We start from the raw sequence: 26,639 nt of genomic DNA, 5'->3' as shown, positions 1-26,639 counted from the left end.
CTTCATCGAAGGGTTGTGGCGGAAATCTACCTATTCAGTCCGGCAGTCAGGCAAAAAAAGACCCGCATCGCGTCTGCGACACGGGTCAATGAAATGTCGATTCGGGGTAAAACCTAGCCCGAGGCCAGTTTCGCGCTGTTCCACGATCCGCCGGGAACCTGCATGTCTTCGCGTTTCTTGCTGACCCGAGTGCTGTTTTCGAGACTGTCCAGATAGTCATCGCTGACACTGCCGGTGATGTAGTTGCCATCGAAGCAGGAACAGTCAAACGCCTCGATCTCAGGATTGCCTTCTTTGGCCGCCCAGATCAGATCGTCGAGATCCTGATAGAACAGGGCGTCGGCTCCGACCTCTTGGCGGATTTCTTCGATGTCTTTGCCGTTGGCGATCAACTCATGCTTGGTGGGCATGTCGATGCCATAAACGTTAGGGAATTTGACCGGCGGAGAGGCGCTGGCGATGAATACTTTCTTGGCACCGGCATCACGGCACATCTGCACGATTTTCTTGATCGTGTTGCCCCGGACGATTGAATCGTCGATCAACAGCACGTTGTGGTCTCTGAACTCCAACGGCACGGCGTTCAGCTTGCGTCGCACGGATTTCTGACGCTCTTCCTGGCCGGGCATGATGAAAGTTCGACCGACATAGCGGTTTTTCACCAGACCTTCGCGGTAGGGAATGCCCGTGGCTTTGGCAACTTCAAGCGCAACAGGTCGGGCACTGTCGGGCACGGGGATGATGCGGTCGATCTCAAGCCCGGCGGCTTCAATTTGACGGGCCAGCGTTTGACCCATGCGCATCTGCGTCTTGTAGACCGAGACACCGTCCAGCAGCGAATCCGGGCGGGCCAAATAGACATATTCAAAAATACACGGTGTTAGTTGACCTTCGACCGCCTGGAAGGTGTGCATGTTGCCATCCAGATCAATCAGGATCGCCTCACCGGGTTTCAGATCGCGCAGCTTTTCAAACCCGTTGATGCCAAAGGCCACATCCTCAGAGGCAAAGGCGTAATCATCGCCATCTCCGTCCACATCGCGCTTGGCAACGGACAAGGGGCGGATGCCATAGGGGTCGCGGAAGGCCAGCATACCAACGCCTGCGACCAGACAGATCACCGAATAGGCGCCCTGAATCCGCTCCATCGTCATCTTCACACCCGCAAAGATATTGCGGATCGGCTCGGCATTGCCGTTGACCTTGATCGCGTCGGCCACCTTGTCGGCCAGCACGTTCAGCAGGATTTCCGAGTCCGATGTGGTGCGCAGGTGGCGGCTATATTTGGCGGTTACCTTCTCGCGCTGTTCAGCGGTGTTGGTGATGTTGCCGTTGTGGACCAGATAGATGCCGTACGGGGCATTCACGAAAAAGGGCTGTGCTTCCGACGCGCTGAGCGAACCGGCGGTCGGATACCGCACATGGCCCATGCCGATCTTGCCCATAAGGGTTTCGGCGTCTTGGGCGTTGAACACATCCTTGACCAGGCCATTTGCCTTTTTTTCGCGGAAGTATTCGCCGTTGTAAGTCACGATCCCCGAGGCATCCTGACCCCGGTGCTGCAGCATCAGCAGCCCGTCATAGATTTCCGCAAAGACATCATGCGTCCTGCTTGCGATCCCCAAAATCCCACACATGTACGGGCTCCAATTTCTATGACGGTTTGATTAGCGGTGATGAGCGGAATGTCTGCACTGCGGTGCAAATGCACAGAGTCGTCGACCAAGCTGATGGTGCAAACGCGCTGTCGTCATAAGGGTAAGCGCGAAAGAAAACAGGTACAGCAAGATCGGTCGCTCCGATTCCATGTCAGTTCGGCCTCCACATAATGCTTAAAGGGGGCTGTGTCATCAAAGGATCACAATTGTTATTTCCCAAAGGTGGATTTTGCCGAATGAGGTATCAAAAGGTGACATATGCGCAGGCTTGTGCTGTCATAATACGTGTAACGAGTTTTCCCGTTAGCCGGGATGTAAATTGGAACAGAGCCATGTGGGAACACAAGCAAGGAAGAAAAAAGGAAGAGCCGGTTAAGCGCCGGTGCCATCGTTGCCGTGGCATGGGCCGATCACCGTGCCCGATTTGCAATGGCTCAGGAGAGGTAGTCAAAAGCCGCGATATCCACGGCGCACCTATTATGGGCCGCTGTGAAGGGTGCTTTGGCCTGAAGAATACCAGGTGCACAGTCTGCGGCGGAGAAGGTTTCTTAACCGAATATGTCTGACGGTTAGGTAAGGAAAAAGCCCGGTCAGTGCCGGGCTTTCTTTTATTCGGTTGTTGCTGGTGCCGTGGTTTCCGAGGCTTCTGGCGCTTCGGTACCGGCGCCGCAGCTTGCCACCAGCTCTTCATATTGTTGGGTGACCCAACCCAGCCATTGCTCGGGGTTTTGTTCCTCGATGCGGTCGCTGAACTGTTCGAACACTTTGGCAGAACGGCTTTCGTCGACCATTGTATAGGATTGGCCAGTCATCACTGTATCATAGACAAAGAAGGCGATAGCCACCAACAAGATGCCGCGCGCGATGCCGAAGAAAAAGCCAAGTGCCTGATCCAGACCGCCAATGGCAGAGCGCTGCACGATCGACGAAAACAGTGGTGTAAAGATACTGACCACGATCAGAGCGATTGCGAACACGGCGGCAAAACCGGTGATTACCGACAATTCGCAGCTGTCGCGCAGGAAATCCCCGACGACTGGGATTTCTTTCACCAGCGGCACAGCCTGGGGTGCGAAAATAAAGGCCAGAACGGCGGCTGCGACCCAGCCTGCGATGGCCAAAACCTCACGTAAGAATCCTCGTGAATAGGCCAGCAGGCCCGACACGACGATGATCAGGGCAACCACCCCGTCGATAATTGTAAAACCTTCCATGGCCCTCGCCCGTAATTTTTTCTGCCCCTCAAGGCGTTACCTTAACCTGCTCCGAAGGTTTCGCCAACAAACCCCACCAAATCAGAGGGTCGGGTGAGTGTCAGACCTGCCACAGTGCCGGTTTTACCACCCGCCGGAGCGATTGCTGATGTGAAACCAAGTTTTTGCGCTTCTTTCAACCTGTTTTCGGTCTGAGGGGCCGGTCTAAGTGCCCCGGATAACGAGATTTCTCCGAAAACCACTGTATCTGCGGGCAGGGCTGTGTCTTCGCGGGCACTTAGCAGGGCTGCGGCCACAGCAAGGTCGGCAGCAGGTTCACTGACCTTCATCCCACCGGCCACGTTCAGATAGACATCGAGTCCCGCAAAGGGAACGCCGCATCGAGCCTCAAGCACTGCAAGGATCATTGCAAGTCGTCCGCTGTCCCATCCCACGACGGTGCGGCGGGGTTGAGAATGGGGCGACGGAGCAACCAAAGCCTGCAATTCAACCAATACAGGGCGGGTGCCTTCGATCCCCGCAAAAACCGCCGAGCCGGGGCTGGGTGTGCCGCGTTCCGACAGGAACAAGGCCGAAGGGTTGGTGACCTGTGCCAAGCCTTTGCCGGTCATCTCAAAAACACCGATCTCATCGGCGGGGCCAAACCGGTTTTTGACGGCGCGTAGGATGCGAAACTGGTGGCCGCGTTCGCCTTCGAAGTAGAGGACCGTATCGACCATATGTTCGACCACCCGGGGGCCGGCAATCTGGCCCTCCTTGGTGACGTGACCAACCATGACAATCGACACACCGTGTCGTTTCGCAAATGTGGTCAATTCATGCGCGGCTGCCCTGACTTGTGATACCGAACCGGGTGCGCTGTCCACGTTGTCGGCCCACATGGTCTGAATCGAGTCGATGATTGCAAGGCCGGGTTTTTCAGCCTCAAGCGTTGTCAGGATGTTGCGCAGATTAGTCTCGGCAGCCAGTTGCACCGGCGCATCTTCTAACCCAAGCCGACGGGCACGCATTCGAACCTGAGCGCTGGCTTCCTCGCCCGAGATATAAATGGTTTTCACACCAGCGCGGGAAAAACGGGCCGCAGCCTGAAGCAGAAGGGTGGATTTGCCGATGCCGGGGTCGCCGCCCACCAGCAGGGCCGAAGCCGGGACAAGGCCACCGCCCAGTACACGGTCGAGCTCTTCAACTCCGCACAGCGTGCGGGGCGGAGGTGTTTCTTCGGTCGACAGATCGGTGAGTGCGATGGACTGGCCGCGTTTGCTGCCCAAGGATTTCTTGGCGGGGCCTGCCGAAAGGGGGACGTCTTGCGTGATCGTGTTCCATTCACCGCATGCGTCGCAACGCCCGGACCAGCGCGAATGTGACGCGCCACAGGCCGAGCAGGAGAAAGTCGTTTTTGCCATGCGGCCTTGGTGCCCGAGGACGGGCGGTTCTTCAAGCCCTTGCAGGGCTTTCATCTCCGCCGGTGGGGCGCCGCGTCCTCAGGTCCGATGGGCCGTCGTTCGCGGCGAGGCGCTGAAGCGCCTATTCCGCCGCGCGAGGCGGGGACATTGCGACCACGCTGGATGCTTTGTTCGTGCTGTCCTTGGGAGGAGTTTGCAACTGTGCTGACAATTCGGGCAACAGCTCGAACAGCTCATCGCGCAAACGGGCCAATTGCGATTTGGCGATGGTTTCCTCCATCTCGACATCGCGGGTCCATTGGCGCAGCTCGTTTTGGATCACCTGAGCTTCTTCGAGACGTTTCTGGAACAGTTCGATCTCTTCCTGGCGCTGTTGCAGGAAGGACCGTGCGCGATTGATCCGGACATCGCCGTAGGTTTCGGCCAGTTCATGACTGATCTGACTCATTTGGGCGGCCAATTCCAGGATTTCGGGTTCGAGTTTTTGCAGGTCGGGATGCTGGCGCAGAAAGGCCATGCGTTCTTTCACCGCGTCAAATTCGGACGACATCATGAACAGACCAGCGCGATCTGCGGCATGGGCCATTTGATAGGCGTCAGAGATGTCATGCATGTTCAGCGCGAATTTGCGGTGATTGTTTTCCAGGGCCATCATTCGTGCGTTGGCCGGCAGATAGAACGCGAGCATGAGAATCAGTACGGTCAAACCGATCTGAATAAACATCCCGGCATCCGTCACCGGGCCGCCACCGAATCCGGCTTGCATTGAGAGCCAGGGTAAGACGCCTAATGCGGATAAAAGCGTGGCTGAAACAGCGAAAAGGGCTGCCGCGCATATGAGGAAAAAAGTCAGTCTTAAAAAGGCATTCTGAAATTGCAATGTTATGTTGTGGAGGGCAGTCATGTTCGACGAACTCCTTCTAGAACCGGTACACACCAGGCCCAAGCGGAGAGCATCCAAAACACACAGATTGATCCGCTACGGACCCGAAACTACAAATTGTCACTGCTCGAAATATAAAGATGATACTCAGATGAGTGTTTTCAATCAATTACATCTGATTATTTCGTGATCTGCGTGTCATCTCGGTAATATAGCCCAGTGCGATCGAGGCCAAAATGCAGGATGTGAACAGATACAGACCCCATGCGGTTTCGATGGTCGCATACGAGATGCCCTTGGCCAGAGTGATATAAAGCGCGATCAGGAAGATGTCGGCCATGGCCAGTTTGCCGAGGATGTTCAGGGCGGGTTGGACGCGGGCGTCCAGCAGATCCCATTGGACCAGAGCGGTGCCGATGGTTTTGATGTAAGGGGCAAACAGGGCGAAGATGGTGACGATCAGTGCCAGGAAGACGTCTGATTTCCACAGGGACTGCAGGCCGGTGATGACACTGATTTCGCTGAGGCCGAAGATCGGCAGTAGCCCCGCGCGCATCAGGGGGGCGAACCACGCGATGGGGTAGAGGATCAGAAGGGAGAGGGTGGCGAGGCGGAGGGTCATTGGCTCCATCGAAGTTCACGGTGGCACATTACCATTGGGCTTAAATGTCTTTAGTTGAGCTTCTCTTCTTCGAGTTTCCTCGTTTTAGCTGAAAAAACTCCCAGAACATATAAAGAACAGCAAGTGGAAGGACGACTACTAGGGCAAAATCGGCTTGCGTTGAATAAGCAGATTCATAGTAGCTGTCGGCGAAAAGAAACCTCCAGACAATAACTGGCGAGCAACAAGCGAGCAAACGAAGTGGAACCGAATAGTAGGTCACAAACTCTCTTGCCAGTAATAGAAACGTCTTCAAGTTCTTGTTCCTCTGAAATTCATTTCTTTAGTCTTTGCAGGGCGCGAGGAAGTGAAGAGAATGAAGCACTAGACTCGCAGTTTACAAAACAAGTTTCAGTAGAAAACGGATTACAATCTTTTAAGCGCACATTGCGCCATCACCGCACTGCCTCAATCGGCCCCTCTGCACTGCCGCTGATGAACTGCTCCACATAGGGATCACCTGACGCGTCCATCTGGCTGACCGGGCCGGTCCACTGGATGACGCCTCCGTGCAGCATGGCCACGTTGTCGGCAATCGCACGGACCGAGCTCATGTCGTGGGTAATGGTCATCGCGGTGGCTCCCATCTCGGTCACGATCTCGCGGATCAGGTCGTTGATGACACCGGACATGATCGGGTCCAGGCCGGTGGTGGGCTCGTCGAAGAAAATGATCTCGGGCTCGGCGGCGATGGCGCGGGCGAGGCCGACGCGTTTTTGCATCCCGCCTGACAGCTCGGAGGGGAACCGGTCGGCCACGTCGGATTTCAGACCAACGCGGCGCAGTTTCTCGATGGCGATCTCGCGTGCGTATTCCGGGGGGCGCTTCAACGGTCCGCGCAAGAGGCGGAATGAAACGTTCTGCCAGACGGGCAGCGAGTCAAACAGGGCCGCCCCCTGAAACAGCATCCCGAACCGGGCCAGAAACGCATCCCGGTCGCCCTTAGTGGCGTCTCTGTCATCCACAAAGATCATGCCGCTGTCGGGTTTGATCAGGCCAAGGATGCATTTCAGCGCCACCGATTTTCCTGTGCCCGAACCACCGATGATGACCATCGAGGTGCCCTTGGGGATCTCGAGGTTCATGCCCTGCAAAACCCGATTGTCGCCGAAGGCTTTTTGTACGTTCTCCATCCGGATCATAGCGAGAAGAACACCCCTGTCAGAATGAAGTTGGTGGCCAGAATCATGATGGCGGCAGATTCGACCGAGGATTTGGTGGCCCGGCCCACCCCCTGCGCGCCGCGGCCCGAATTCATGCCGTAAAAGCAACCCATCACAGCCGCGATCAGGCCGAAAGCTGCACCCTTGGCCAGTGATGACATGATGTCATGCGCCTCAAGGAAATTGACGGTGTTCAGCAGGTAAGTCGCGGGGTTGAAACCCAGATTTTGGGTGGCAACCACATAGCCGCCTGCGATGCCGATGACATCTCCAATTCCAACCAACAGCGGCACGGTGATCAAGGCGGCCAGAACGCGCGGGGCAGTCAGGTATTTCATCGGATGGGTGGACAGAGTGACCAAGGCGTCGATCTGCTCGGTCACTTTCATGGTGGCGATCTCGGCGGCGATGGATGAGGTCACGCGGGCCGCGATCATCAGGCCCACCAGCACGGGGCCAAGTTCGCGCACCATGCCGATGGCAACGATCTGGGGTACTACTGCCTCGGCGTTGAAACGGGCACCACCGGCGTAGATCTGCAGCGCCAGCGCGCCGCCGGTGAAAATGGCGGTCAGGCCGACAACGGGCAAAGACAGCCATCCGATATTCATCAAAGCAACAAGAAATTCCCGTGGGTAGTAAGGCGGACGAAAGATGTGCGAGATCGCATCAATCGAAAACAGCGCGACCTTGCCGAAAGTGGCAAACAGCGCCAGGACCGCGCGGCCCAACCCACCCAACAGAGAAAGAGGATTCATTCCACGTAACCCCGAGAATAGCGCGCGCCAAGCGATGTGAGGATTTCATACCCGATGGTGCCAGCAGCCTCGGCCAGATCATCGACTGTCTGGTGACCGTTCAGGATGCGCAGGCGCTCGGGGTCCTCGGGCAGGTCTGTGACGTCGACTGTGATCAGGTCCATCGAGATACGACCGACAACAGGGCAGGGTTTACCACCTGCAAAAGTATCGATGCCGCCACCTATGGCTCGGTGCAGGCCGTCTGCATAACCTGCGGCAACTGTCGCGATTCTGGATGGCCGTCGGGCGACCCAACTGCTGCCATAGCCCACAGATTCGCCGACTTCGACGACGCGCACCTGAATAACCGGCAAATCGGCGGTCACCACGGGTTTGGCGTCGGCAAATGGCATGCCGCCGTAAAGGCCAACACCTGGACGGCAGAAATCAAAGTGAAACTCCGGGCCCATCAATGTGCCCGCCGTCGCTGCCAAAGACCGTGGTGCGGTTACACCGTCGGTCATATCGCGGAAGGTCTTCAGCTGCTGGCGGTTCATCGGGTGGTCAGGTTCGTCAGAGCAGGCTAAATGCGAAATGATGACTTGTGGGTTCAAGCTCTCCATCTCAGACCTCAGCGCGGCCCATTCGGCGGGTTCGAGACCCAGACGATTCATGCCGCTGTCCAATTGAACACCGAAAGGGTGATCCGGCATTGCCTGTTGCAGGCGCTTGAACTGTTCCGGTGAATTGATCAAAGGGATCAGGTTGTCGGCAAAATGCAGGCCGTTGTCGCCTTCCATGAACCCCGAGAATACAAAGATCTGCGGTTCTGGGCCCACGGCTTGGCGCACGGCGGCACCTTCTTCTGCCGCGGCGACAAAGAATTTGCGAACGCCTTCTTCGGCCAGAGTCGCGGATACGGGTCCAGCGCCAAGGCCGTACGCGTCGGCTTTGACCACGGCGCCGGTCTCGACATTTGTTTTTGCATCCAACGCCCGCCAATTGCTGGCCAGCGCGTGAAGATTGATCGTTAAGCGTGCGGTACTCATGGTGCTGTTCATGACATTGGATTGCGGCAGGTCAAGGGGGTAGGCGGCAAATCTTGCGCATATCCCGGCATTCCTGCGCAGCTTCTGGCCTGTAACCTAAGGTCAACGCTAAATAAAAAGCCCCAAGTTGGGGTGGTCGAAGTCTCGCCATTGTGTCTGCCCTGTGTTCAACTGAGTGCCCAGAACGGGATCGTTGATGCAACTGAGAGGGGCTGCAATGCTATACCTGACAGCAGACTACCAAGCGCGGGTCGATGAACTGCCCGGTTTGTTTCTGGATGTTTTCACCGCCTCTGAGAGTGAGGCCGAAGGGCGCGCAGTGGCCGATTTGGTGGGTGATTTACTGCATTCCACACCCGACGGAGACTTGTTGGGTGTTATGGCGGTGGACGATGACGTGCTGACAGGCTGCATTTTGTTCTCGCGCCTCAAGTACGATCAGGACCCACGTCAGGTATTTCTGATGTCACCGGTGGCGGTGAAAACAGATAGGCAAAAGTCGGGCATCGGGCAAAAACTGATCGGGTTTGGACTGAACGAGTTGTGTGGACAAGGGGGTGATCTTGCAGTGACTTACGGCGACCCGGCCTACTACGAGAAGACTGGTTTTCAACCGATCACCATTGCGTTTGCACAACCGCCAATGCCGCTGAGCATGCCGCATGGATGGCTGGGGCAATCCCTGAATGGCAATGATGCGCCGCTGGCGGGTCCGTCTCGCTGTGTCCAAGCGTTCAACAGGCCCGAGCTTTGGTAGATCAGTAACCTTCGATCTGGCCGTCCTGCTGCCAGGGTTTGACCAGATTGCCGAAGCGGGTGAACTGCGCCTCAAACGATAGTTCGACCGTGCCGATGGGGCCGTGACGCTGCTTGCCGACGATAACCTCGGCCTTCGCGTGCAGGCGTTCCATGGCCTGCTTCCACTCTTCCATCTTTTCCAGCTCATGATCGCCGGGTTTTTCGCGTTCTTTGTAGTATTCTTCGCGGAATACGAACATCACCACGTCAGCGTCCTGTTCGATCGAGCCCGATTCCCGCAGGTCAGACAGTTGCGGGCGTTTGTCGTCGCGGCTTTCGACCTGACGCGAAAGCTGTGACAGAGCGATGACAGGGATGTTCAGCTCTTTTGCGATGGCCTTCATGCCCATAGAAATTTCAGCAATCTCATTGACCCGGTTATCGGCCATTCCGCGACATAGCTGCAGGTAGTCGATCACCAGCAGGTCCAGACCATGTGTCCGTTTCAATCGACGCGCGCGAGCGGCCAGCTGCGAGATCGGCAGGGCAGGTGTGTCGTCGATGAACAGGGGGCAAGCTTCCAGTTCTTTGGCCGCGTCGACAAAGCGGCGGAATTCTGATTCCGTCATATCGCCCTGACGGATCTTGTGGCTGGAAATCTCGGATGCTTCGGCCAGAACCCGACCCGCCAGCTGCTCGGCGCTCATCTCAAGTGAGAAGAACCCGACCACGCCGCCGTCAATCGCACCTTCGGTGCCGTCGGGCTTGGTGCCACGCTTATAGGCTTTGGCCACGTTGAACGCCACGTTGGTCGCCAATGAGGTTTTCCCCATCGACGGACGACCGGCCAGAATGATCAGGTCGGACGGGTGCAACCCGCCCAACTGTTTGTCCAAGTCGGCCAGACCGGTGGAAATACCTGCCATGCCGCCACCACGTTGATACGCTTCGTTGGTGACGTTGACGGCTTCTGTGACCGCCTTGAGGAAGGATTGAAATCCCTGTTCGGTCTGGCCCTGCTCGGATAACTGATAAAGTTGCTGCTCGGCCTCGACGATTTGTTCTTTGGGCTCGCTCGACACATCGACCCTTGCCGCCTTGTCCGAGATGTCCCGGCCTAGCCGGATCAGCTCGCGCCGAATGGCAAGGTCATAGATCATCTGGGCGTAGTCATGCACCGCGAAAGCACTGATCGAGGCCCCGGCCAGTTTCACCAGATAGGCCGGGCCACCCAGCTCCTTCAGACCTTCGTCCTCGGCCATGAAGGATTTCAGCGTTACGGGCGAGGCCAGCGCATTCTTGGCGATGCGATTGGCCGCAACTTCGTAGATTCGGGCATGGACCGGATCATAGAAATGCTCGGACCCGATAATCGAGGCCACCCGGTCGTACAGATCGTTGTTGGTGAGGATCGCACCCAGAAGCTGCTGCTCGGCTTCGATGGAGTGCGGCATGGTTTCGGCGTTCTGAATCTGCGCCGCTGCCTGCTCGATACTGCTTATCTCGTTCATTTTGTCCCCGCTGCCCTGTGGCAGTTCTAATCAATCAGACCCCAGTAGGGCCATCTGTAAATCTCTGAAGATAAGTCGCGTATAACTTGGCTTCAGCTTGGGATAACTTTGGACAACTCTGCCAAAAAATACCACGTCACGCAATATTTTGTGCAGCCGCACAACGGTTGCACAAGATGCAAGCTGTGTGGGGGCGATTCTGGGCAGAGTTACCCCCAGCTTATACACAGGCGTTTTATAAAGGTTTGTTGGCTTCCTGCCAGCCACGGGGGTCGTTCAGGAAAGCCTCAACACCGTCAAGTGTCTCTTGGTCAAAGGCTTTCTGGGCCTTGGCCTCGGCCAGAACATCCCACCAGGTGCAAAGCGAATGCAGCTTCACGCCATGATCGCCCAGCGTTTTCTCGGTCTCGGGGAAAATGCCATAGTAGAAGATCACCGCCGTATGCCCGCAGGTCGCGCCGGTTTCACGGATCGCATCTACAAAAGACAATTTCGAGCCGCCATCGGTGGTCAGGTCCTCGACCAACAATACGCGCTCGCCTTCGCTCATCGCGCCTTCGATACGGGCGTTGCGGCCATAGCCCTTTGGCTTTTTGCGAACGTACGTCATCGGCAGCGCCATACGCTCAGCGACCATGGCAGCGAACGGGATACCCGCGGTTTCACCGCCGGCGATGTTGTCGAACGCTTCGAACCCTGCATCGCGCATCACGGTAACCGTAAGGAAATCCATCAAAGTCGATCGGATGCGTGGGTATGAGATCAGCTTGCGGCAATCGATATAAGTCGGGCTAGGCAGGCCGCTCGCCAAAGTGAATGGTGCGCGCGAATTGAAGTGAACGGCCTTGATCTCCAGCAGCATCCGCGCAGTCAGGCGGGCGATTTCGGTGCTATCGGGGAAAGAACTGGGGATCATGGTGCAACCTCGGGACAAAATGACGTTGCGGGCTGATAGCCTGTCCATTGGGCCAGAGTCGAGAGGGCTGAGCCGCAAAAGAAAAGCGGACCCGCAAGAGGTCCGCTTAAGCCCTTACGGGCCGAGCGCGCTAAGGTGGGCTTAGCTGCTCATATCATAGGCCCGCTCGCCGTGCGCCGACAGATCAAGCCCGTTTGTTTCGGTCTCGGCATCTACGCGAAGCGGGGTGATAAGCGCAACCACCTTGATCAACACAAAAGTGACAACTGCCGTAAAGACACCTACGATCATCAGCCCGCCCAGTTGCGCGGTCCATGCGCCCAGTCCGAATACGGCGATCATGATGGTGCCAAAGATTCCACCCACACCGTGCACAGCAAAGACGTCCAGCGTGTCGTCGATCTTGAGGATATTGCGGATCACATTGACCGCTTCCTGACACAGCACGCCAGCAACCGCACCGATGATCAGCGCCTGCACCGGGTCAACATAACCCGAGGCCGGGGTGATCGAGGCCAAACCGGCGATTGTGCCGGTGACCAGACCCACCATCGAAGCCTTGCCGTATTTGATGCGCTCGTACAGCGCCCATGACAAAGAGGCTGTTGCGGCCGAAATATGCGTGACCGTCATCGCCATAGCGGCTCCACCGTCAGCGGCCAGCTGCGAACCGCCGTTGAAGCCGAACCAGCCGACCCATAGCATCGCGGCACCGATCATGACATATCCGGGGTTGTGCGGCGGTGTCGTGCGATTGCGGCGCGGCCCAAGCGCCACTGCGATGATCAGCGCGGCCAGACCGGCTGTTTCATGGACGACGATGCCGCCTGCAAAGTCACGCACTCCGATTTCTCCCAAGATACCACCATCGGTCAGCATGCCGCCGCCCCAGATCCAATGCACCACAGGGGCGTAACACAGTAACATCCACAGGCCCGAGAAGGTCAGGACGAAGCCAAACCCCACGCGTTCCACATAAGCTCCGACAATCAATGCGGGGGTGATGATGGCAAAGGTCATCTGGAAGGCAAAGAACAGAACCTCGGGCAGGGTGCCTGATAAGCTATCGGCGTCGACCCCGTTCAGAAACGCTTTGCCCAGCCCGCCCCATAGGCCCAATCCACCGTCGCCGAATGCAATCGAATAACCCGCGACTAGCCACAGGATGCTCATCAGACAGGCAATGCTGAAGCAGTGCATGAAGACACTCAGCACGTTGCGGGCGCGCACGAGGCCGCCATAAAACAGGGCCAGTCCCGGCAATGTCATGAACAGGACCAGAGCGGTTGCAACTATAATCCAGGCGGTATCGGCTCCATTCATCGGCCGGTCTCCTCTTTGCTTCTTTAACGTGCGTGACGGGCGTTGAAGCCGAGAGCGGGCGTGGAAAAAAGAGGCAGGCGTGGTTTTTAGCGCCTGTTTTTAGGGCTTTTGGCTAATCGGTGATTAAATGAGCGCCGTTTGGCGTTCGGTGCTTAAAAAATGATCAGCAATGGAATGGAGAATGGTGCGGGCTTGCAAGTGAAACCGATGCCTTCAAGGGAACGGTTGCCGGGGCAGCCAGCTTTTTGCCTGGTTAACTTCATCACGCCGGTTCAAAGGCGTTGTTGGTGTTTGAGTTCATTCGAAAACGGTGTGTAACTTAATGCGAATAGGATTTCGAGGTGCCTTTAGGTTTATGAATTAAGGCATTGATTTATCATTAATAAAGCATGATCTCGTGCGGCAATGCGCACGTTGTCTCGGCCCAACGGCCCAAACTCAACAGTCTCAGTCAGCGTGGGTCGACCCTTAACGGCCAACCCAAAACAGACTCGACCCTCGGGCTTGAACTCAGACCCTCCGGGGCCCGCGATGCCGGTAACGGAAACTGCAAGCCGCGCCTCGGAATGCGCCAAGGCACCCTCTGCCATTTCACGTGCGACCTGTTCTGAGACCGCTCCATGTGCGGCCAGCGTTGCGGCCCGAACACCTAGCATCTGCTGCTTTGCGGTGTTTGTATAAGTGACGAACCCGCGCTCGACCACGGCGGAACTGCCGGGGATATCGGTCAGGGCCGCCGCCACCATGCCGCCAGTACAGCTTTCGGCGGTGGCGATCATCACGCCCTGCGATTTGGCGCGGTGGAGGATATCGGCGACGGTCACAGGCCTAGAACTCCGTGTGAAATACCGGCGAGGATCAGAACACCGATCCCGGCAAGAACTCCGGCAATGACGTCATCCAGCATGACGCCCATCGCGTCGTTGCGCCGGTCGGCCCAGCCAACAGGGCCTGGTTTGGTGATATCGAACAGGCGAAACAGCACAAAGCCAGCAATCCACCCCGGCCACAGCGCTGTGATTTCAATTCCGTGAGCCCAGGACGGGTATGAAATCGCCCAGAGCGCGATGAATTGCCCGGCGACCTCATCGATGACAATTTCGGATGGGTCGTGATTGTCCTGACCAGCGGTCATCACGCGTGTGGCCCAGAGACCGCCAAAGAATGCGGCCAGCGTGGCGATTACCAACAGGGGAAAGCCTCCCAACGTGTGCAGAACCCACGCTAGGGGCAGGGCGACAAGAGACCCCCATGTGCCTGGCGCAGGCCGCAAATACCCGACACCACCAACAGTTCCGATCAGACGCGCGGCGGTCATGATTTCACCAAACAGGCTGTAGCCAATGAGGCAATCCCTTCGCTGCGACCGGTGAAACCTAGCCGTTCCGACGTGGTTGCCTTGACTGAGACCTGATCCGCGCGCAAATCCATAATCCGCGCCATTGCGTCCCGCATGGCGGGCGCATGGGGGCCGATTTTGGGATATTCGCAGACCAGCGTGCAATCGACATTCGAGATATTATATCCCATCTGCCCGGCCAGCTCGACCGCGTGACGCAGGAAGATCTCGCTGGCAGCACCCTTCCATTGTGGGTCCGAAGGAGGGAAATGTTGGCCGATATCACCCTGCGCCAGCGCTCCATAGATGGCGTCGGTGACCGCGTGCATCCCCACATCCGCGTCGGAATGGCCCTGCAGGCCACGGTCATGCGACACCTTCACACCACACAGGACCACGTGATCCCCGTCGCCAAACCGATGCACGTCGTACCCGTTGCCTAGCCTTACATCCATGTCCGTTCCCAATATGCGTTCTGCCCGGGCAAAATCCTCGGGCCGTGTGATTTTGATGTTGTCCGCATTGCCCGGCACTATGGCGACGTCCAGCCCTGCAGCGCGGGCAACCTCGACATCGTCTGCAGCGCCGCCGGGGTGGGCGGCGTGCGCCGAGACAATGGCGTCATAGAGAAAGCCCTGCGGTGTTTGCGCTGCAAACAGACCGGACCGGTCCTGCGTTCCTGTGACGACGGTCCCATCCCCAGTCCATAGTGCATCGGTGACCGCCAGCCCCGGTGCGGCTGCGGGGTGGGTTTCCAGCGCGTCCAACACTTGTTGAATGGACTGAATGTCAACGCAGGGTCGGGCGACGTCATGGATCAGAACGCGTTCTACCCCAAACGGTGAAAGCGCTGCGAGCCCGTTGCGAACTGATCCGGCTCGGTCACTGCCGCCCTTGGCAAGGATCAGATCGGTGCTTTCGAATTCGGCCCACGCGTCGCTGTCACCTTCGGACAGAACGAGCACGATATGGTCGACCTGTCCCCGAAAACGGTCGATGGTCCAATCCGCGACGCGACGCCCCGTCAAAGGACGCCACTGTTTCGGCATCCCCCCTCCGGCGCGCAGACCGCGTCCTGCGGCGACGATGATGGCGGCGGTAGTCATGGGGGCGTTCTCTCCGGTGGTTTGAGGCAATCTTTAGGGTGCGGTGAATGCAGAGGCAATCACCCACGTAAAGTTGCCTAAAAATTAGGCATGTGATGATTTAGCGGGCTTGATGGTCGCCATTTTATTGTTCATATGCGTTCAATTCGATATCAAAGCCGCAACTGCCCAAGGATTAAGCACGTTGACTCTGTTGCTCGCTGACAAAGCTCTGAACCCGCCGGTCTTGCTGGCACCGATGGCCGGAATCACCGACCGTCCGTTTCGCGATCTGGTGATGCGATTTGGCGCGGGCATGGTCGTGAGCGAGATGGTCGCCAGTCAAGAGATGGTGCAGGCCAAACCCGGTGTACGGGAGCGGGCCGAGCTGTCTGCGGATGTGGAAAACACTGCCGTTCAGCTGGCGGGACGCGAGGCACATTGGATGGCCGAAGCCGCCCGGCAAGTGGCTGATCGTGGGGCGCGGGTGATCGACATCAATATGGGTTGCCCGGCCAAGAAGGTGACAAACGGCTATTCTGGGTCGGCCTTGCTGAAAACGCCAGACCACGCGCTGACTTTGATCGAAGCGGTGGTCGAGGCCGTTGATTTGCCGGTGACTCTGAAAACCCGTTTGGGTTGGGATGACAACCTGCTGAATGCACCCGACGTGGCGCGGAGGGCGCAGGATGCAGGCATCTGCATGGTCACGATCCATGGCCGCACTCGCTGTCAGTTCTACAAAGGGAGTGCCGACTGGCGGGCGATCCGTGCGGTGAAAGAGGCGGTCTCGATCCCGGTTATCGCCAACGGGGATATCGTGGACACGGACGCCGCGCGCATTGCGTTGGACCAATCAGACGCAGATGGGGTGATGGTCGGACGCGGGGCGCAGGGCAAACCCTGGCTGCTGGCGCAGATTTGTCATGACCTTTATGGCGCAGTCGCGCCGGAAATTCCGACGGGTGAGGATCTGCTTGAAATGGTGCGGGCCCATTATCAGGCGATGCTTGGGTTCTATGGATCCGATCTGGGCCTGCGCGTCGCGCGGAAACATTTAGGCTGGTATATGGACGAGGCCGGCACGCCTGCGGCTTTGCGCCGTTCCGTTCTAACCACGCGCGACACAGACGAGGTGATGCGCCTACTGGGTGACGCTCTGGACGCAGATGCAGAGGCGGCCGCATGACCTCGGATCAGAACATCTGGACCTCATTGCCGGTTCCCGCCTTCATCATCAACGCCGAGGACCGGATTGCCGATGTGAATTCCGCGGGTGAAGGGTTTCTGAACGCATCGCGCAAAGCGGTGGTGGGACATCCGGTCTGGGACCAGATCGCCGTGGACGCCCCGCTGGAAGAAGCGTTCGAGCGTGCGCGCGAACAGGGCACGCCGCTATTCGTGAACGATGTGGATGCTGGGTCGGGCAACCGGGCACCGCTGCAATGCGCGCTGCAGATTGCCCCTCTGGTTGGGCATCCGGGGTCGATGATCATGATCATCTCACCGCGCGAGTTGGCCGGGCGGATGACCTTGGGCAATACAGTAAAATCGGCAGCGCAGTCGGCTATTGGCATGGCTGAAATGCTGGCGCATGAGATTAAGAACCCACTGGCCGGGATTACCGGGGCGGCGCAGCTTCTTAGCATGAATATCCCGCAGCAAGATCTTGAACTCACAGATCTAATCGTCGCTGAAAGTCGACGAATCGTGAAATTGCTGGAACAGGTCGAGCAATTCGGAAACCTGCAACAACCTGATTTCAAGCCGGTCAATATTCACGATGTTCTCGACCGCGCGCGGCGGTCGGCGCTGCTTGGGTTCGGCGCGCATATGAAAATCATTGAGGATTATGACCCCTCGCTACCGTTGGCCTATGGTGACCCCGATCAGTTTCTGCAGGTGGTGTTGAACCTGCTCAAGAATGCGTCGGAGGCGGCTGATCCCAAAGGCGGCACTATCCGGTTGCGCACCTATTTCGAACATTCCTTCCGGCTGCGCCGCAATGACGGTTCGGGCCATTCACTGCCGCTGCAGATCGAGATCATCGACGATGGTCCGGGCCTGCCCGAGAAGATCCGGGGCGATATTTTCGATCCCTTCGTGTCGGGCAAGGAAAACGGTACCGGCCTAGGACTGGCGCTGGTCAGCAAGATTATCTCGGACCATGACGGCTGGATTTCGGCCGACTCTGTGCCGGGCCGTACGGTGTTCCGCATCTCGCTGAGGCGGGCGCCAAAAGACGCAACGTAGAACAAGGAGAGCACCCGATGGATGGCACAGTACTGGTCGCAGATGACGACCGCACGATCCGCACCGTTCTGACGCAGGCCCTGACGCGGGCAGGGTGTAAAGTTCATGCGACCTCATCGTTGACCACGCTGATGCGTTGGGTTGGCGAGGGCAAGGGTGACGTGGTGATCTCGGACGTGGTCATGCCGGATGGTAATGGGCTGGAGATGCTGCCGAAAATAGCTGAGGACCGACCCGGGCTGCCTGTCATCGTGATCTCGGCCCAGAATACGATCATGACGGCGATTCAGGCGGCCGAGGCGGACGCCTATGACTACCTGCCCAAGCCCTTCGATTTACCCGATCTTATGAAGCGCACCGCGCGTGCGCTTGAACAGAAACAGCACGTGCAATCCGAAGCGGTCGAAGTTGCTGAAGATCGCCCCGAAGATCTGCCCCTTGTTGGGCGGACACCGGTGATGCAAGCGCTGTATCGGTTGGTGGCGCGGGTGATGAACACTGACCTGTCAGTGATGATTTCTGGTGAAAGTGGTACGGGTAAGTCTCTGATTGCGCGCGCTATTCACGATTTCTCGGACCGACGTACCTTGCCTTTTGTGACGGCTACCGCGGCTGATCTGCAAGATCTGGAAGGACCCGCGCGCATCATGGCGCGAGTGCGTGGCGGCACCCTGTTGATCGACGAGATCGCTGATATCGATGACGAATTGCAGGCCCGCATCGTACGCATGATGGACACGCCCGGCGACCACGTCCCGCGTTTTATGGCCACCAGCCAGTCGGATTTGACCGAAGCGATGGAAAATGGACGGGTGCGTCAGGACCTTTATTATCGCTTGTGTGGCGCGACGGTGCATGTGCCGTCCCTGCGCGAGCGGGTAGACGATATCATCTTGCTGACCGATCACTTCCTGGCACGCGAAGAGCGTGAGCATGGCGCTAAACGCTGGCTCAGCCCCGAGGCGGTGGAACTGGTTCGGCGTTATTCGTGGCCCGGTAATGTGCGGCAATTGGAGAATGCCGTTCGCCGCCTGAGCCTGACCAGCCGCACTGATGAGATCTCCAAGCCCGAGGTCGAGATGGTGCTGGGCAGCCAGCCCGAGGCTGAACCGATTCTGGGCGATGGCGAACGTGAGAAATTGTCGGCCTCAGTTGCCCGTCATTTGCGCCGATATTTTGACCTGCATGGTAATCTTTTGCCGCCTCCGGGCCTGTATCAGCGGATTTTGCGCGAAGTAGAAGCTCCGCTGATAGAGCAAGCTCTGGACGCAACCGGCGGAAATCAGGCGAAATGTGCGGATCTGCTTGGGATTAACCGGAATACGTTGCGGAAAAAAATTACAGATCTCGATATTCAGGTGACACGTCGACGCAAACTGATGTAATATCGCCACACAAATCGTGGCATCTGGGTTCACACCCGGCAAGGACCACGACATATGGCGGTACGTCGCGCAAGCGACACATCAGGATGAGGGCAGACGGTGGCAACCCGGGCACAGAGCGGGCCGATTCCAGCGATTAATCGGTGGCGGAAATCCCGAAAACTGCGCAACTTCGGCACTTTGGGGCTGGTTCTTCTGGGCCCCGCGCTGGCGTTGGCCACCTATCTTGTCATTGGTCCCTTTGATCTGGGGGCAACGGCCCCGACGCTGCGCCTGATCCTTCTGGCAGATTTGGTCTACGTGTTGGTCGTGGCCGCCCTGGTACTAGGGCAGGTCTTCAACCTGATTGCTGCGCGACGAGCGAAATCGGCCGGGTCACGTCTGCACCTTCGATTGATCGGCGCATTTACGCTGTTGGCTCTGGTGCCGACTGTGACCGTGGCGATCTTTGCAGGGCTGACGGTGAATATCGGTCTGGAAGGGTGGTTTTCGGATCGTGTGCGGCAGGTGGTTGGCTCATCTCTGACAGCTGCAGAGGCGTATGAGTTGGAACACAGGCAGGGCCTGACGCAAGACGCAACAATTCTGGCGCGGTACCTGGACAATGCGCGTAACCGGGACTTTTACATCTCTGACGCGGAGTTGCGTGAAGTTCTGGCACAGGGGCAGGCACAGATTCAGCGCGGCCTGCGCGAGGCTTATGTCATTGATGGCAGTGGCGAAATAAGATCGCGCGGGGATCGCTCTTATCTATTCGATTACGAGGCTCCTACGCCCGACCAAATGGTCGAGGCCATGAATGACGGCGTGGTGATCATTGCCGACTGGCAAAACAACGAATTCCGCGCGCTGGTGCCGTTGCAGGCCTATTTGGACCGGTTTCTATATGTCAGTCGTGAGGTGGACGGGCAGTTACTGACGCTGTTGGATGACACCAAAGAAACGGCGCAATTTTATCAACAGTTGGAAAGCGAACGGGGCAGGGTGCTGTTTGAGTTCGGCCTGTTGTATTTGGGTTTTGCGGTGATCCTGATTTTGGCGGCAATGTCGCTGGGCATGTGGTTCGCTGAGCGCCTCTCGCGCCCTGTGGGTCGGTTGACCACTGCTGCGCAACGAGTTGGTGCGGGCGACTTGAGCGTTCAGGTGATCGAAGAGGCCAGCGATGACGAAATCGCAATGTTAGGCCGTTATTTCAACCAGATGACGCGACAACTTAAAGGGCAACGCGACACTTTGCTGGAAAATACGCGCCATATCGAGCGCCGTCGGCGGTTGTTTGATTCGGTGCTCAGCTCGGTGACCTCGGGCGTGGTTGGCGTTGATCCGGATGGATGCGTGACATTCGTGAACCGTTCGGCTGAGCGGTTGTTGGACTGGACACGCGTGGATGAGCAGTTATCCATCGGCATCGCAGTGCCCGAATTTCTGCCGCTGTTTGAAAGCCTCAAGGAAAGTGGGCAAGAGGCCGTGCAGGGCGAGGTTAAAGTCACCCGCAAAGGTCAGCTTGAAAATCTGCTGGTCCGCATGGCCACGCGCCGTGGCGAAGATGGCGGGCTTGAGGGTTACGTGGTCGCCTTCGACGATGTGACCGATCTGGTCAGTGCACAACGGATGGCCGCCTGGGGCGACGTCGCGCGGCGGATCGCGCACGAGATCAAGAACCCGCTGACCCCGATCCAGCTGAGCGCTGAGCGCATTAAACGCAAATTCTCAAGGAAACTGAACGAAGAGGATTGCGACAGCCTTGAATCCATGACCGATGTGATTGTACGGCAGACAAACGACCTGCGGCGGATCGTGGATGAGTTTTCAAAATTCGCGCGGATGCCGGAACCGGAACGGCGCGAAGAAGACGTGGTCGGGCTGGTGCGCGAGGCGGTTTTGTTGCAGCAAGCCGGTCAGCCGGACGTTCAGATCGACGCGGCCCTACCGGATCAACCGATTCTGGCGGATGTGGATGCCACAATGCTGAATCAAGCACTTACCAACCTAATCAAGAATGCTGGTGAGGCCATTGAAACTTTGAAACAAAAAGACCCACCAGAAAACCTGAAACCACAGATCAAGGTGGACGTGATCAGCGATGACGCGGGTACGGTTATTACCATCGCTGACAACGGCATCGGCCTGCCCGAGGACCGGGCGCGGCTGTTCGAGCCGTATGTGACGACACGGGATGAAGGCACAGGTTTGGGCCTGCCCATCGTCAAGAAGATTATCGAAGAACACGGCGGAGCGCTCACTTTGGAAGATGCGCCCGTCTTTGACGGACAGGACCATTTTGGTGCAATGGCCGTGATCCGTTTACCGGGGGGTAATCTCTCTCCGACCGCAGCGCCACAGAAGCAGGCAATTCATACAAACAAACTGAAAGCAGGCCAAAGATGAGCGACATTCTGATCGTAGATGACGAACGCGATATTCGCGAACTGGTGTCCGACATTCTGGAGGACGAAGGCTATTCAACCCGGCTGGCTGGCAACTCGGACGAGTGCATGGCTGAGATCAATTCCGAGCCGCCAGGACTGTTGATACTGGATATCTGGCTGAAAGACAGCCGTATGGACGGGATCGACATTCTAAAGGCGGTTAAACGCGACAACCCGGACGTTCCGGTGGTGATTATTTCGGGCCACGGGAACATTGAAATCGCCGTGGCGGCAATCAAACAGGGGGCGTATGACTTTATCGAAAAGCCCTTTAATATAGACCAGTTGATGGTGGTTATCCGTCGTGCGATGGAAACTTCGCGCCTGCGTCGCGAGAATGCCTCGCTGAAACGCAAAGAGGTCACCAATTCCGACATGATCGGCAAGTCCGCATCATTCCGTGCGATGCAAAGCCAGTTGGACAAGGTGACCAAATCGAACGGTCGCGTGATGCTCAGTGGCCCGGCCGGATCGGGCAAGGAAATCGCCGCACGGTATATCCACGCCCATTCGAACCGCGCCAATGCCCCCTTTGTGACCGTGAATTGTGCCGGGATCGAGCCTGAGCGCGTCGAAGAAGTTTTGTTCGGCCGCGAGTCCTCGGAACGCGGAATCGAATCCGGCCTGCTGGAAGAGGCCCATGGTGGTGTAGTCTATTTCGACGAAGTGGCCGATATGCCGCTGGGCACGCAGTCCAAGATTTTGCGCGTGCTAGTCGATCAGCAATTCCAACGTGTTGGCGGATCGGACAAGGTGCGAGTTGATCTGAGGGTGATCTCTTCCACCAATCGTGATCTCGAAACGGAAATCGCTGCCGACCGTTTTCGCGAAGAACTGTATCACCGACTGAACGTGGTGCCGATTGCAGTACCGTCGCTGGAAGAACGGCGCGAGGATATCCCGGTTTTGGCGCAGCACTTTATCGAGATGTGCAATGAATCGCAGGGCCTTGCGATGCGCGAAATCTCGGAAGAGGCGGTTGCGCTGTTACAGACTATGACGTGGCCGGGCAACGTGCGTCAGCTCAAAAACCTTATCGAACGTGTGCTGATCCTGGGCGATGACTCGGGGCCGATCGAGGCCAAAGAACTGCCCGCAGAAGAAGAAAAGACCGACGACTCGGGTCGGGTGGTGCTGTCGGGGGCCCTGGCGACATTGCCCCTGCGCGAAGCACGCGAGGCGTTCGAGCGGGAATACCTGCTGACCCAAATTAACCGCTTTGGCGGCAATATCAGCCGCACTGCCAGCTTTGTCGGGATGGAGCGCAGCGCGCTACACCGCAAGCTGAAATCGCTGGGCGTCGTGACCTCGAACAAATCTGGTGCGCGGGTGGCGCAAATTGATGAACCGGAACCGGCGGAATAATCCGCCGGGCCACTATCCGGACTGGCCGGGTGTGATGATCTGAAACGACCCATTGTCGAATTTCACATAGCAGGATTGGGTGCCCAGCGGCGGCAGTGTCGTTGTTGGTATGGCTGGCACCTGAGATTTCACGTTCTGCTTGCAGGGTGGCAGACTAATCGGGCGAAACCCTTTTTTGGCCATGCATTGAGCCTCAACCTGATTGCGCAGTCCTTGATTGACATCGACGGTGTAAACCCGGCCGGGCTGCCACCAGCCGGGCGAGCGGTAACAGCGCCCCCGACCATCGCAATAAGTGCGTCCGGGCCAGTAAGTGGGCGGGTTTTGACGTATTTGATTGGCCACCGGAACTTCTTCCAGCGCCTTAACTTGGCATTGGGTGGTTTCGGTCTGCAGGCGCGATACGCTCTCACCCTCACGGTAATACAATGCAAGCGGGCCGTCGCACGCGGACAGGACCATCAATGGAAAAAGCAATCGAAGCACTGATTTCATAGGCTTATCTTGCCCCAGCTTCGCCAGCATGACAATTCAATTGACCGCTTTGGGGGCATCTGTCATTCAAAGATTTCAGGCAGAAGGGCCAAAAACATGAAGGTCATCATTTGCGGTGCAGGTCAGGTGGGTTGGCAGATTGCACGGCACCTTTCGGGCGAACTGAACGACGTAACAGTAGTGGATAACAACCCCGATCTGGTGCGCCGCGCGACTGAGACACTGGATGTGCAGGGGATAGCGGGATTTGCCAGCTATCCGGATGTATTGGAACGGGCGGGGGCCCGCGACGCTGACATGATCATCGCAGCCACCCATTCGGACGAGGTGAACATGGTCACCTGTCAGATGGCGCATTCTATATTCTCGATCCAGCGCAAGATCGCGCGCCTGCGGTCGAAATCCTATCTTGAGGCGATCCATTCGGACCTGTTCCGGCGCGATCACTTGCCCATCGATGTGGTGATCAGCCCCGAGCGCGAGGTGGCCGCTGCCGCCATGCGCCGCCTGTCCGCTCCTTCGGCGTTTGATACCGAGATGTTCATGGATGGCAAAGCGCAACTGCTTGGCATCCGCATCGAAGAAGACTGCCCCATCGTCAACACGCCCCTAAGGCAACTGACGGATCTGTTTTCAACACTCAGCTCGATTGTTGTAGGTGTACGGCGCAAGGGTAGCCTGTTTGCTCCGGAATCCGAGGATCAGCTGTTCGTCGGTGATGAATGCTATGTGTTTAGCAACGTTCAGGACGTTGACCGCACGATGGAGGTTTTCGGAAAGACCCAGAAGAAACAGGATCGCGTGGTGGTCGTGGGCGGAGGGAACGTCGGGCTCGAAGTTGCACGTACACTGGAAGAACGCGAAAGTCGGGTTCGCGCCAAGATCATCGAGCGGGACCGCCGCTGTGCCGAGTTGGCCGCCGAGTCGCTGGAACGAACGATTGTTCTGAACGGTGACGGGCTGGACGCGGCGCTGCTGCGCGAAGCCGGGATCGAACGCGCAGATGCCATGCTGGCGGTCACAGATGATGACCGGGCTAACATGCTGGCCGCCGTTCGCGCCAAGGCCGAAGGCTGCGCGTTGGCCATTGCGCTGATCAACGATCCCAGCATGGTGGCGCTGATGGGGCCACTGGGGATTGACGCCTATATCAATCCGCGCGCTACAACCGTCAGCTCGATCCTGCGCCATATTCGTCACGGGCGGGTGCGGCAGGTCTATTCCATAGGCGACGCCGAGGCCGAGGTGATCGAAGCTGAGGTGTTGTCGACTTCACCATTGGCCGGGCAAAAACTGCGCGATATCGACTTCCCTGAAGGCGTTTTGGTGGGCGCAGTGCGCAAGGGGGATGAGGTCCTGCGCCCCTCTGGTAGCTTGCGGATCGAGGAAAAAGACGTTGTGGCGATCTTTGCTATGGCCAAAGACGTGCCCGAGGTCGAACGGTTGCTACAGGTCTCGATCGATTTCTTCTGATGATACGCGCGCGAACTCAAAAGATCGGGCTAGTGCGGCGCTTGCCGCTGTTCCTACTGATCTGGGGGGTGTTTTCACTGTCGATGTGGATACCGGCAATCTATGCGCTGGCGCTGGATGACCATGACACGTCGCGGTCGTTCTTCTATTCCGGTTTGCTGGGTCTGTTTGTCGTGGCTTCGGTCGCGCTAGCCTCCTCGAATCGGGTGCCGCGTCGAGGAACGCTGGGGCAGCTGGCTGTATTGTTCGGTTGCTTTACTGTGCTGCCGTTGTTCCTAGCCATTCCACTGCATGATGCGTTGGGCAACACCACTTTACTGAACGCCTATTTTGATATGGTCAGCGCGCTGACGACCACGGGAGCAGACATTTTTCCAGACCCTGACCGCCTGACCGCTCCGCTGCATTTGTGGCGCGCGCTGGTGGGTTGGATGGGTGGTTTGTTGATGTGGATTTCGGCTGCCGCGATTCTGGCTCCGTTGTCGCTGGGTGGGTTCGAGGTGACCGCGCAAGGACAGCCCGGACGCCCGGTCACGGGTGTTGCGCAAAGCGAAAAGGTCGACCCGCGTGGGCGTCTGATCCGTGTGACCCGCACGCTGACGCCAGTTTATGCAGGGCTGACGGCGGTGATCTGGCTGCTGCTGTTGATCGCGGATGAACAGGGGCTGACCGCCATCTGCCATGCCATGTCTACCATGGCCACGTCGGGAATCTCTCCAGTTGGCGGGCTCGAGGGCGCGCAGGCTGGCCTCACGGGCGAGGCGATCATGTTCCTGTTCCTGTTCTTTGCCTTGTCCCGGCTGACCTTTTCCACCGATACCGCCACCACAGGGTTTTCTCGGTTGGACAAGGACCCGGAGTTTCGGATTGGCCTGCTGATTGTTCTTGCCGTTGCTACGCTTCTGTTTTTTCGTGTGTGGGCTGGAATCAACGAAGTCGGCGGGACGATGCGCCCGATTGAGGCGGTGCAGGTCTTTTGGGGCATGTTGTTCACGGCGCTGGCTTTCCTGACCACGGCTGGGTTTGAAAGCGCTAACTGGAACGATGCGCAGCAATTGTCCGGGCTGGGGACGCCAGGTCTGATCCTGATGGGGTTGGCCCTGATCGGCGGCGGTGTTGCTACGACGGCGGGTGGGGTCAAGCTGCTGCGGGTCTTTGCGCTGTACCTGAACGGTGCGCGCGAGATTGACCGGCTGATCTATCCTTCGTCGGTCAGCGGCGTGGGCGGTGGCAACCGGCGAATCCAAAGTGACGGCGCCTTTATCGCGTGGATCTTTTTGATGATGTTCGCGTTGACGGCAGCTCTGTTCAATCTGCTGTTGGCGATGATGGGGGCCGGGTTTGAACAGGCCATGGTCCTGACGGTCGCTGCGCTCAGCACGACGGGGCCGGTAATCGAACTGGCAACGGATATTCCTATTCGCCTGGTGGACCTGTCGCTTGGGGCCAAGCTGACGATGTGCGCCGCAATGGTAATCGGAAGGCTGGAAACTCTGGCGATCATCGCGCTGATCACGCCAACCCTCTGGCGGGACTGAGATTCAACACAAATCGAA

At 57.7% G+C, this 26,639-nt stretch carries 23 protein-coding genes; 8 read left to right on the top strand and 15 right to left on the bottom strand.

The features are described from left to right. Positions 1 to 113: 113 nt before the first annotated feature. From purF to alr, 8 genes are all read right to left on the bottom strand, one after another. Positions 114 to 1,637 carry an amidophosphoribosyltransferase gene (gene purF, locus ACR0DT_RS03055; protein ID WP_480709336.1) on the bottom strand — a complete coding sequence of 508 codons (1,524 nt, stop codon included), beginning with the start codon at positions 1,635 to 1,637 and terminating at the stop codon, positions 114 to 116. Positions 1,638 to 2,266: 629 nt separating this feature from the next. Then, positions 2,267 to 2,872 carry a CvpA family protein gene (locus ACR0DT_RS03050; RefSeq protein WP_480709335.1) on the bottom strand — a complete coding sequence of 202 codons (606 nt, stop codon included), beginning with the start codon at positions 2,870 to 2,872 and terminating at the stop codon, positions 2,267 to 2,269. Between the two features lie 41 nt (positions 2,873 to 2,913). After that, positions 2,914 to 4,275 carry a DNA repair protein RadA gene (gene radA / locus ACR0DT_RS03045; protein ID WP_480709334.1) on the bottom strand — a complete coding sequence of 454 codons (1,362 nt, stop codon included), beginning with the start codon at positions 4,273 to 4,275 and terminating at the stop codon, positions 2,914 to 2,916. Between the two features lie 121 nt (positions 4,276 to 4,396). Beyond that, positions 4,397 to 5,041, bottom strand: a complete 645-nt coding sequence (locus ACR0DT_RS03040) for a DNA repair protein (protein WP_480709333.1) — start codon at positions 5,039 to 5,041, stop codon at positions 4,397 to 4,399. A 286-nt stretch (positions 5,042 to 5,327) separates the two neighbouring features. Continuing rightward, entirely contained in the window at positions 5,328 to 5,780 is a 453-nt protein-coding gene (locus tag ACR0DT_RS03035; RefSeq protein WP_480709332.1) for a paraquat-inducible protein A, read from the bottom strand. 434 nt (positions 5,781 to 6,214) lie between these two features. Next, positions 6,215 to 6,961 (bottom strand): ABC transporter ATP-binding protein, encoded by a 747-nt coding sequence (locus tag ACR0DT_RS03030; RefSeq protein WP_480709331.1) that lies wholly within the window; start codon positions 6,959 to 6,961, stop codon positions 6,215 to 6,217. After that, positions 6,958 to 7,740 carry an MlaE family ABC transporter permease gene (locus ACR0DT_RS03025; RefSeq protein WP_480709330.1) on the bottom strand — a complete coding sequence of 261 codons (783 nt, stop codon included), beginning with the start codon at positions 7,738 to 7,740 and terminating at the stop codon, positions 6,958 to 6,960. The genes ACR0DT_RS03030 and ACR0DT_RS03025 overlap by 4 nt, the downstream gene beginning before the upstream one ends. Continuing rightward, positions 7,737 to 8,771, bottom strand: coding sequence for an alanine racemase (gene alr / locus ACR0DT_RS03020; protein WP_480709329.1), 1,035 nt, complete (start codon positions 8,769 to 8,771; stop codon positions 7,737 to 7,739). The genes ACR0DT_RS03025 and alr overlap by 4 nt, the downstream gene beginning before the upstream one ends. Before the next feature lie 217 nt (positions 8,772 to 8,988). Between alr and ACR0DT_RS03015 the strand changes: the two genes are divergently transcribed. Further along, positions 8,989 to 9,528 carry a GNAT family N-acetyltransferase gene (locus ACR0DT_RS03015; RefSeq protein ID WP_480709328.1) on the top strand — a complete coding sequence of 180 codons (540 nt, stop codon included), beginning with the start codon at positions 8,989 to 8,991 and terminating at the stop codon, positions 9,526 to 9,528. A gap of 1 nt (position 9,529) precedes the next feature. Here ACR0DT_RS03015 and ACR0DT_RS03010 read toward each other — a convergent pair whose 3' ends face one another. From ACR0DT_RS03010 to ACR0DT_RS02985, 6 genes are all read right to left on the bottom strand, one after another. Next, positions 9,530 to 11,020 (bottom strand): replicative DNA helicase, encoded by a 1,491-nt coding sequence (locus ACR0DT_RS03010; protein WP_480709327.1) that lies wholly within the window; start codon positions 11,018 to 11,020, stop codon positions 9,530 to 9,532. A gap of 235 nt (positions 11,021 to 11,255) precedes the next feature. Continuing rightward, positions 11,256 to 11,936 (bottom strand): orotate phosphoribosyltransferase, encoded by a 681-nt coding sequence (locus tag ACR0DT_RS03005; protein WP_480709326.1) that lies wholly within the window; start codon positions 11,934 to 11,936, stop codon positions 11,256 to 11,258. A 141-nt stretch (positions 11,937 to 12,077) separates the two neighbouring features. Next, a complete protein-coding gene (locus ACR0DT_RS03000; protein ID WP_480709325.1) occupies positions 12,078 to 13,259 on the bottom strand; it encodes an ammonium transporter in 1,182 nt (393 codons plus the stop codon). A gap of 353 nt (positions 13,260 to 13,612) precedes the next feature. Further along, a complete protein-coding gene (locus tag ACR0DT_RS02995; RefSeq protein ID WP_480709324.1) occupies positions 13,613 to 14,083 on the bottom strand; it encodes a CinA family protein in 471 nt (156 codons plus the stop codon). Continuing rightward, a complete protein-coding gene (locus tag ACR0DT_RS02990) occupies positions 14,080 to 14,577 on the bottom strand; it encodes a phosphatidylglycerophosphatase A family protein (RefSeq protein WP_480709323.1) in 498 nt (165 codons plus the stop codon). The genes ACR0DT_RS02995 and ACR0DT_RS02990 overlap by 4 nt, the downstream gene beginning before the upstream one ends. After that, positions 14,574 to 15,704, bottom strand: coding sequence for a bifunctional 2-C-methyl-D-erythritol 4-phosphate cytidylyltransferase/2-C-methyl-D-erythritol 2,4-cyclodiphosphate synthase (locus ACR0DT_RS02985; protein ID WP_480709322.1), 1,131 nt, complete (start codon positions 15,702 to 15,704; stop codon positions 14,574 to 14,576). The genes ACR0DT_RS02990 and ACR0DT_RS02985 overlap by 4 nt, the downstream gene beginning before the upstream one ends. Positions 15,705 to 15,888: 184 nt before the next feature. On the opposite strand from ACR0DT_RS02985, the gene dusB reads away from it, so the two are divergent. From dusB to ntrX, 5 genes are all read left to right on the top strand, one after another. Next, positions 15,889 to 16,872 (top strand): tRNA dihydrouridine synthase DusB, encoded by a 984-nt coding sequence (dusB, locus tag ACR0DT_RS02980; protein ID WP_480709321.1) that lies wholly within the window; start codon positions 15,889 to 15,891, stop codon positions 16,870 to 16,872. Continuing rightward, positions 16,869 to 17,936, top strand: coding sequence for a two-component system sensor histidine kinase NtrB (locus ACR0DT_RS02975; protein WP_480709320.1), 1,068 nt, complete (start codon positions 16,869 to 16,871; stop codon positions 17,934 to 17,936). Before dusB ends, ACR0DT_RS02975 begins: the two co-directional genes overlap by 4 nt. A gap of 17 nt (positions 17,937 to 17,953) precedes the next feature. Then, entirely contained in the window at positions 17,954 to 19,321 is a 1,368-nt protein-coding gene (locus ACR0DT_RS02970; protein WP_480709319.1) for a response regulator, read from the top strand. Positions 19,322 to 19,420: 99 nt separating this feature from the next. Next, positions 19,421 to 21,709: a sensor histidine kinase NtrY-like gene (locus tag ACR0DT_RS02965; RefSeq protein ID WP_480709318.1), complete on the top strand. Its 2,289-nt coding sequence runs from the start codon at positions 19,421 to 19,423 to the stop codon at positions 21,707 to 21,709. Further along, positions 21,706 to 23,115: a nitrogen assimilation response regulator NtrX gene (gene ntrX, locus ACR0DT_RS02960; protein ID WP_480709317.1), complete on the top strand. Its 1,410-nt coding sequence runs from the start codon at positions 21,706 to 21,708 to the stop codon at positions 23,113 to 23,115. The genes ACR0DT_RS02965 and ntrX overlap by 4 nt, the downstream gene beginning before the upstream one ends. A gap of 12 nt (positions 23,116 to 23,127) precedes the next feature. Here the strand turns inward: ntrX and ACR0DT_RS02955 are convergent, their stop codons facing one another. Further along, a complete protein-coding gene (locus ACR0DT_RS02955; protein ID WP_480709316.1) occupies positions 23,128 to 23,610 on the bottom strand; it encodes a hypothetical protein in 483 nt (160 codons plus the stop codon). A 96-nt stretch (positions 23,611 to 23,706) separates the two neighbouring features. On the opposite strand from ACR0DT_RS02955, the gene trkA reads away from it, so the two are divergent. Next, on the top strand, positions 23,707 to 25,083 hold the full coding sequence (gene trkA / locus ACR0DT_RS02950; RefSeq protein ID WP_480709315.1) for a Trk system potassium transporter TrkA: 1,377 nt from the start codon (positions 23,707 to 23,709) through the stop codon (positions 25,081 to 25,083). Further along, a complete protein-coding gene (locus ACR0DT_RS02945; protein ID WP_480709314.1) occupies positions 25,083 to 26,621 on the top strand; it encodes a TrkH family potassium uptake protein in 1,539 nt (512 codons plus the stop codon). Before trkA ends, ACR0DT_RS02945 begins: the two co-directional genes overlap by 1 nt. The last annotated feature ends 18 nt before the right edge of the window (positions 26,622 to 26,639 follow it).

The organism is Ruegeria sp. BI11 (assembly GCF_056538005.1).
This window is presented reverse-complemented; position numbering and strand designations above follow the sequence as displayed.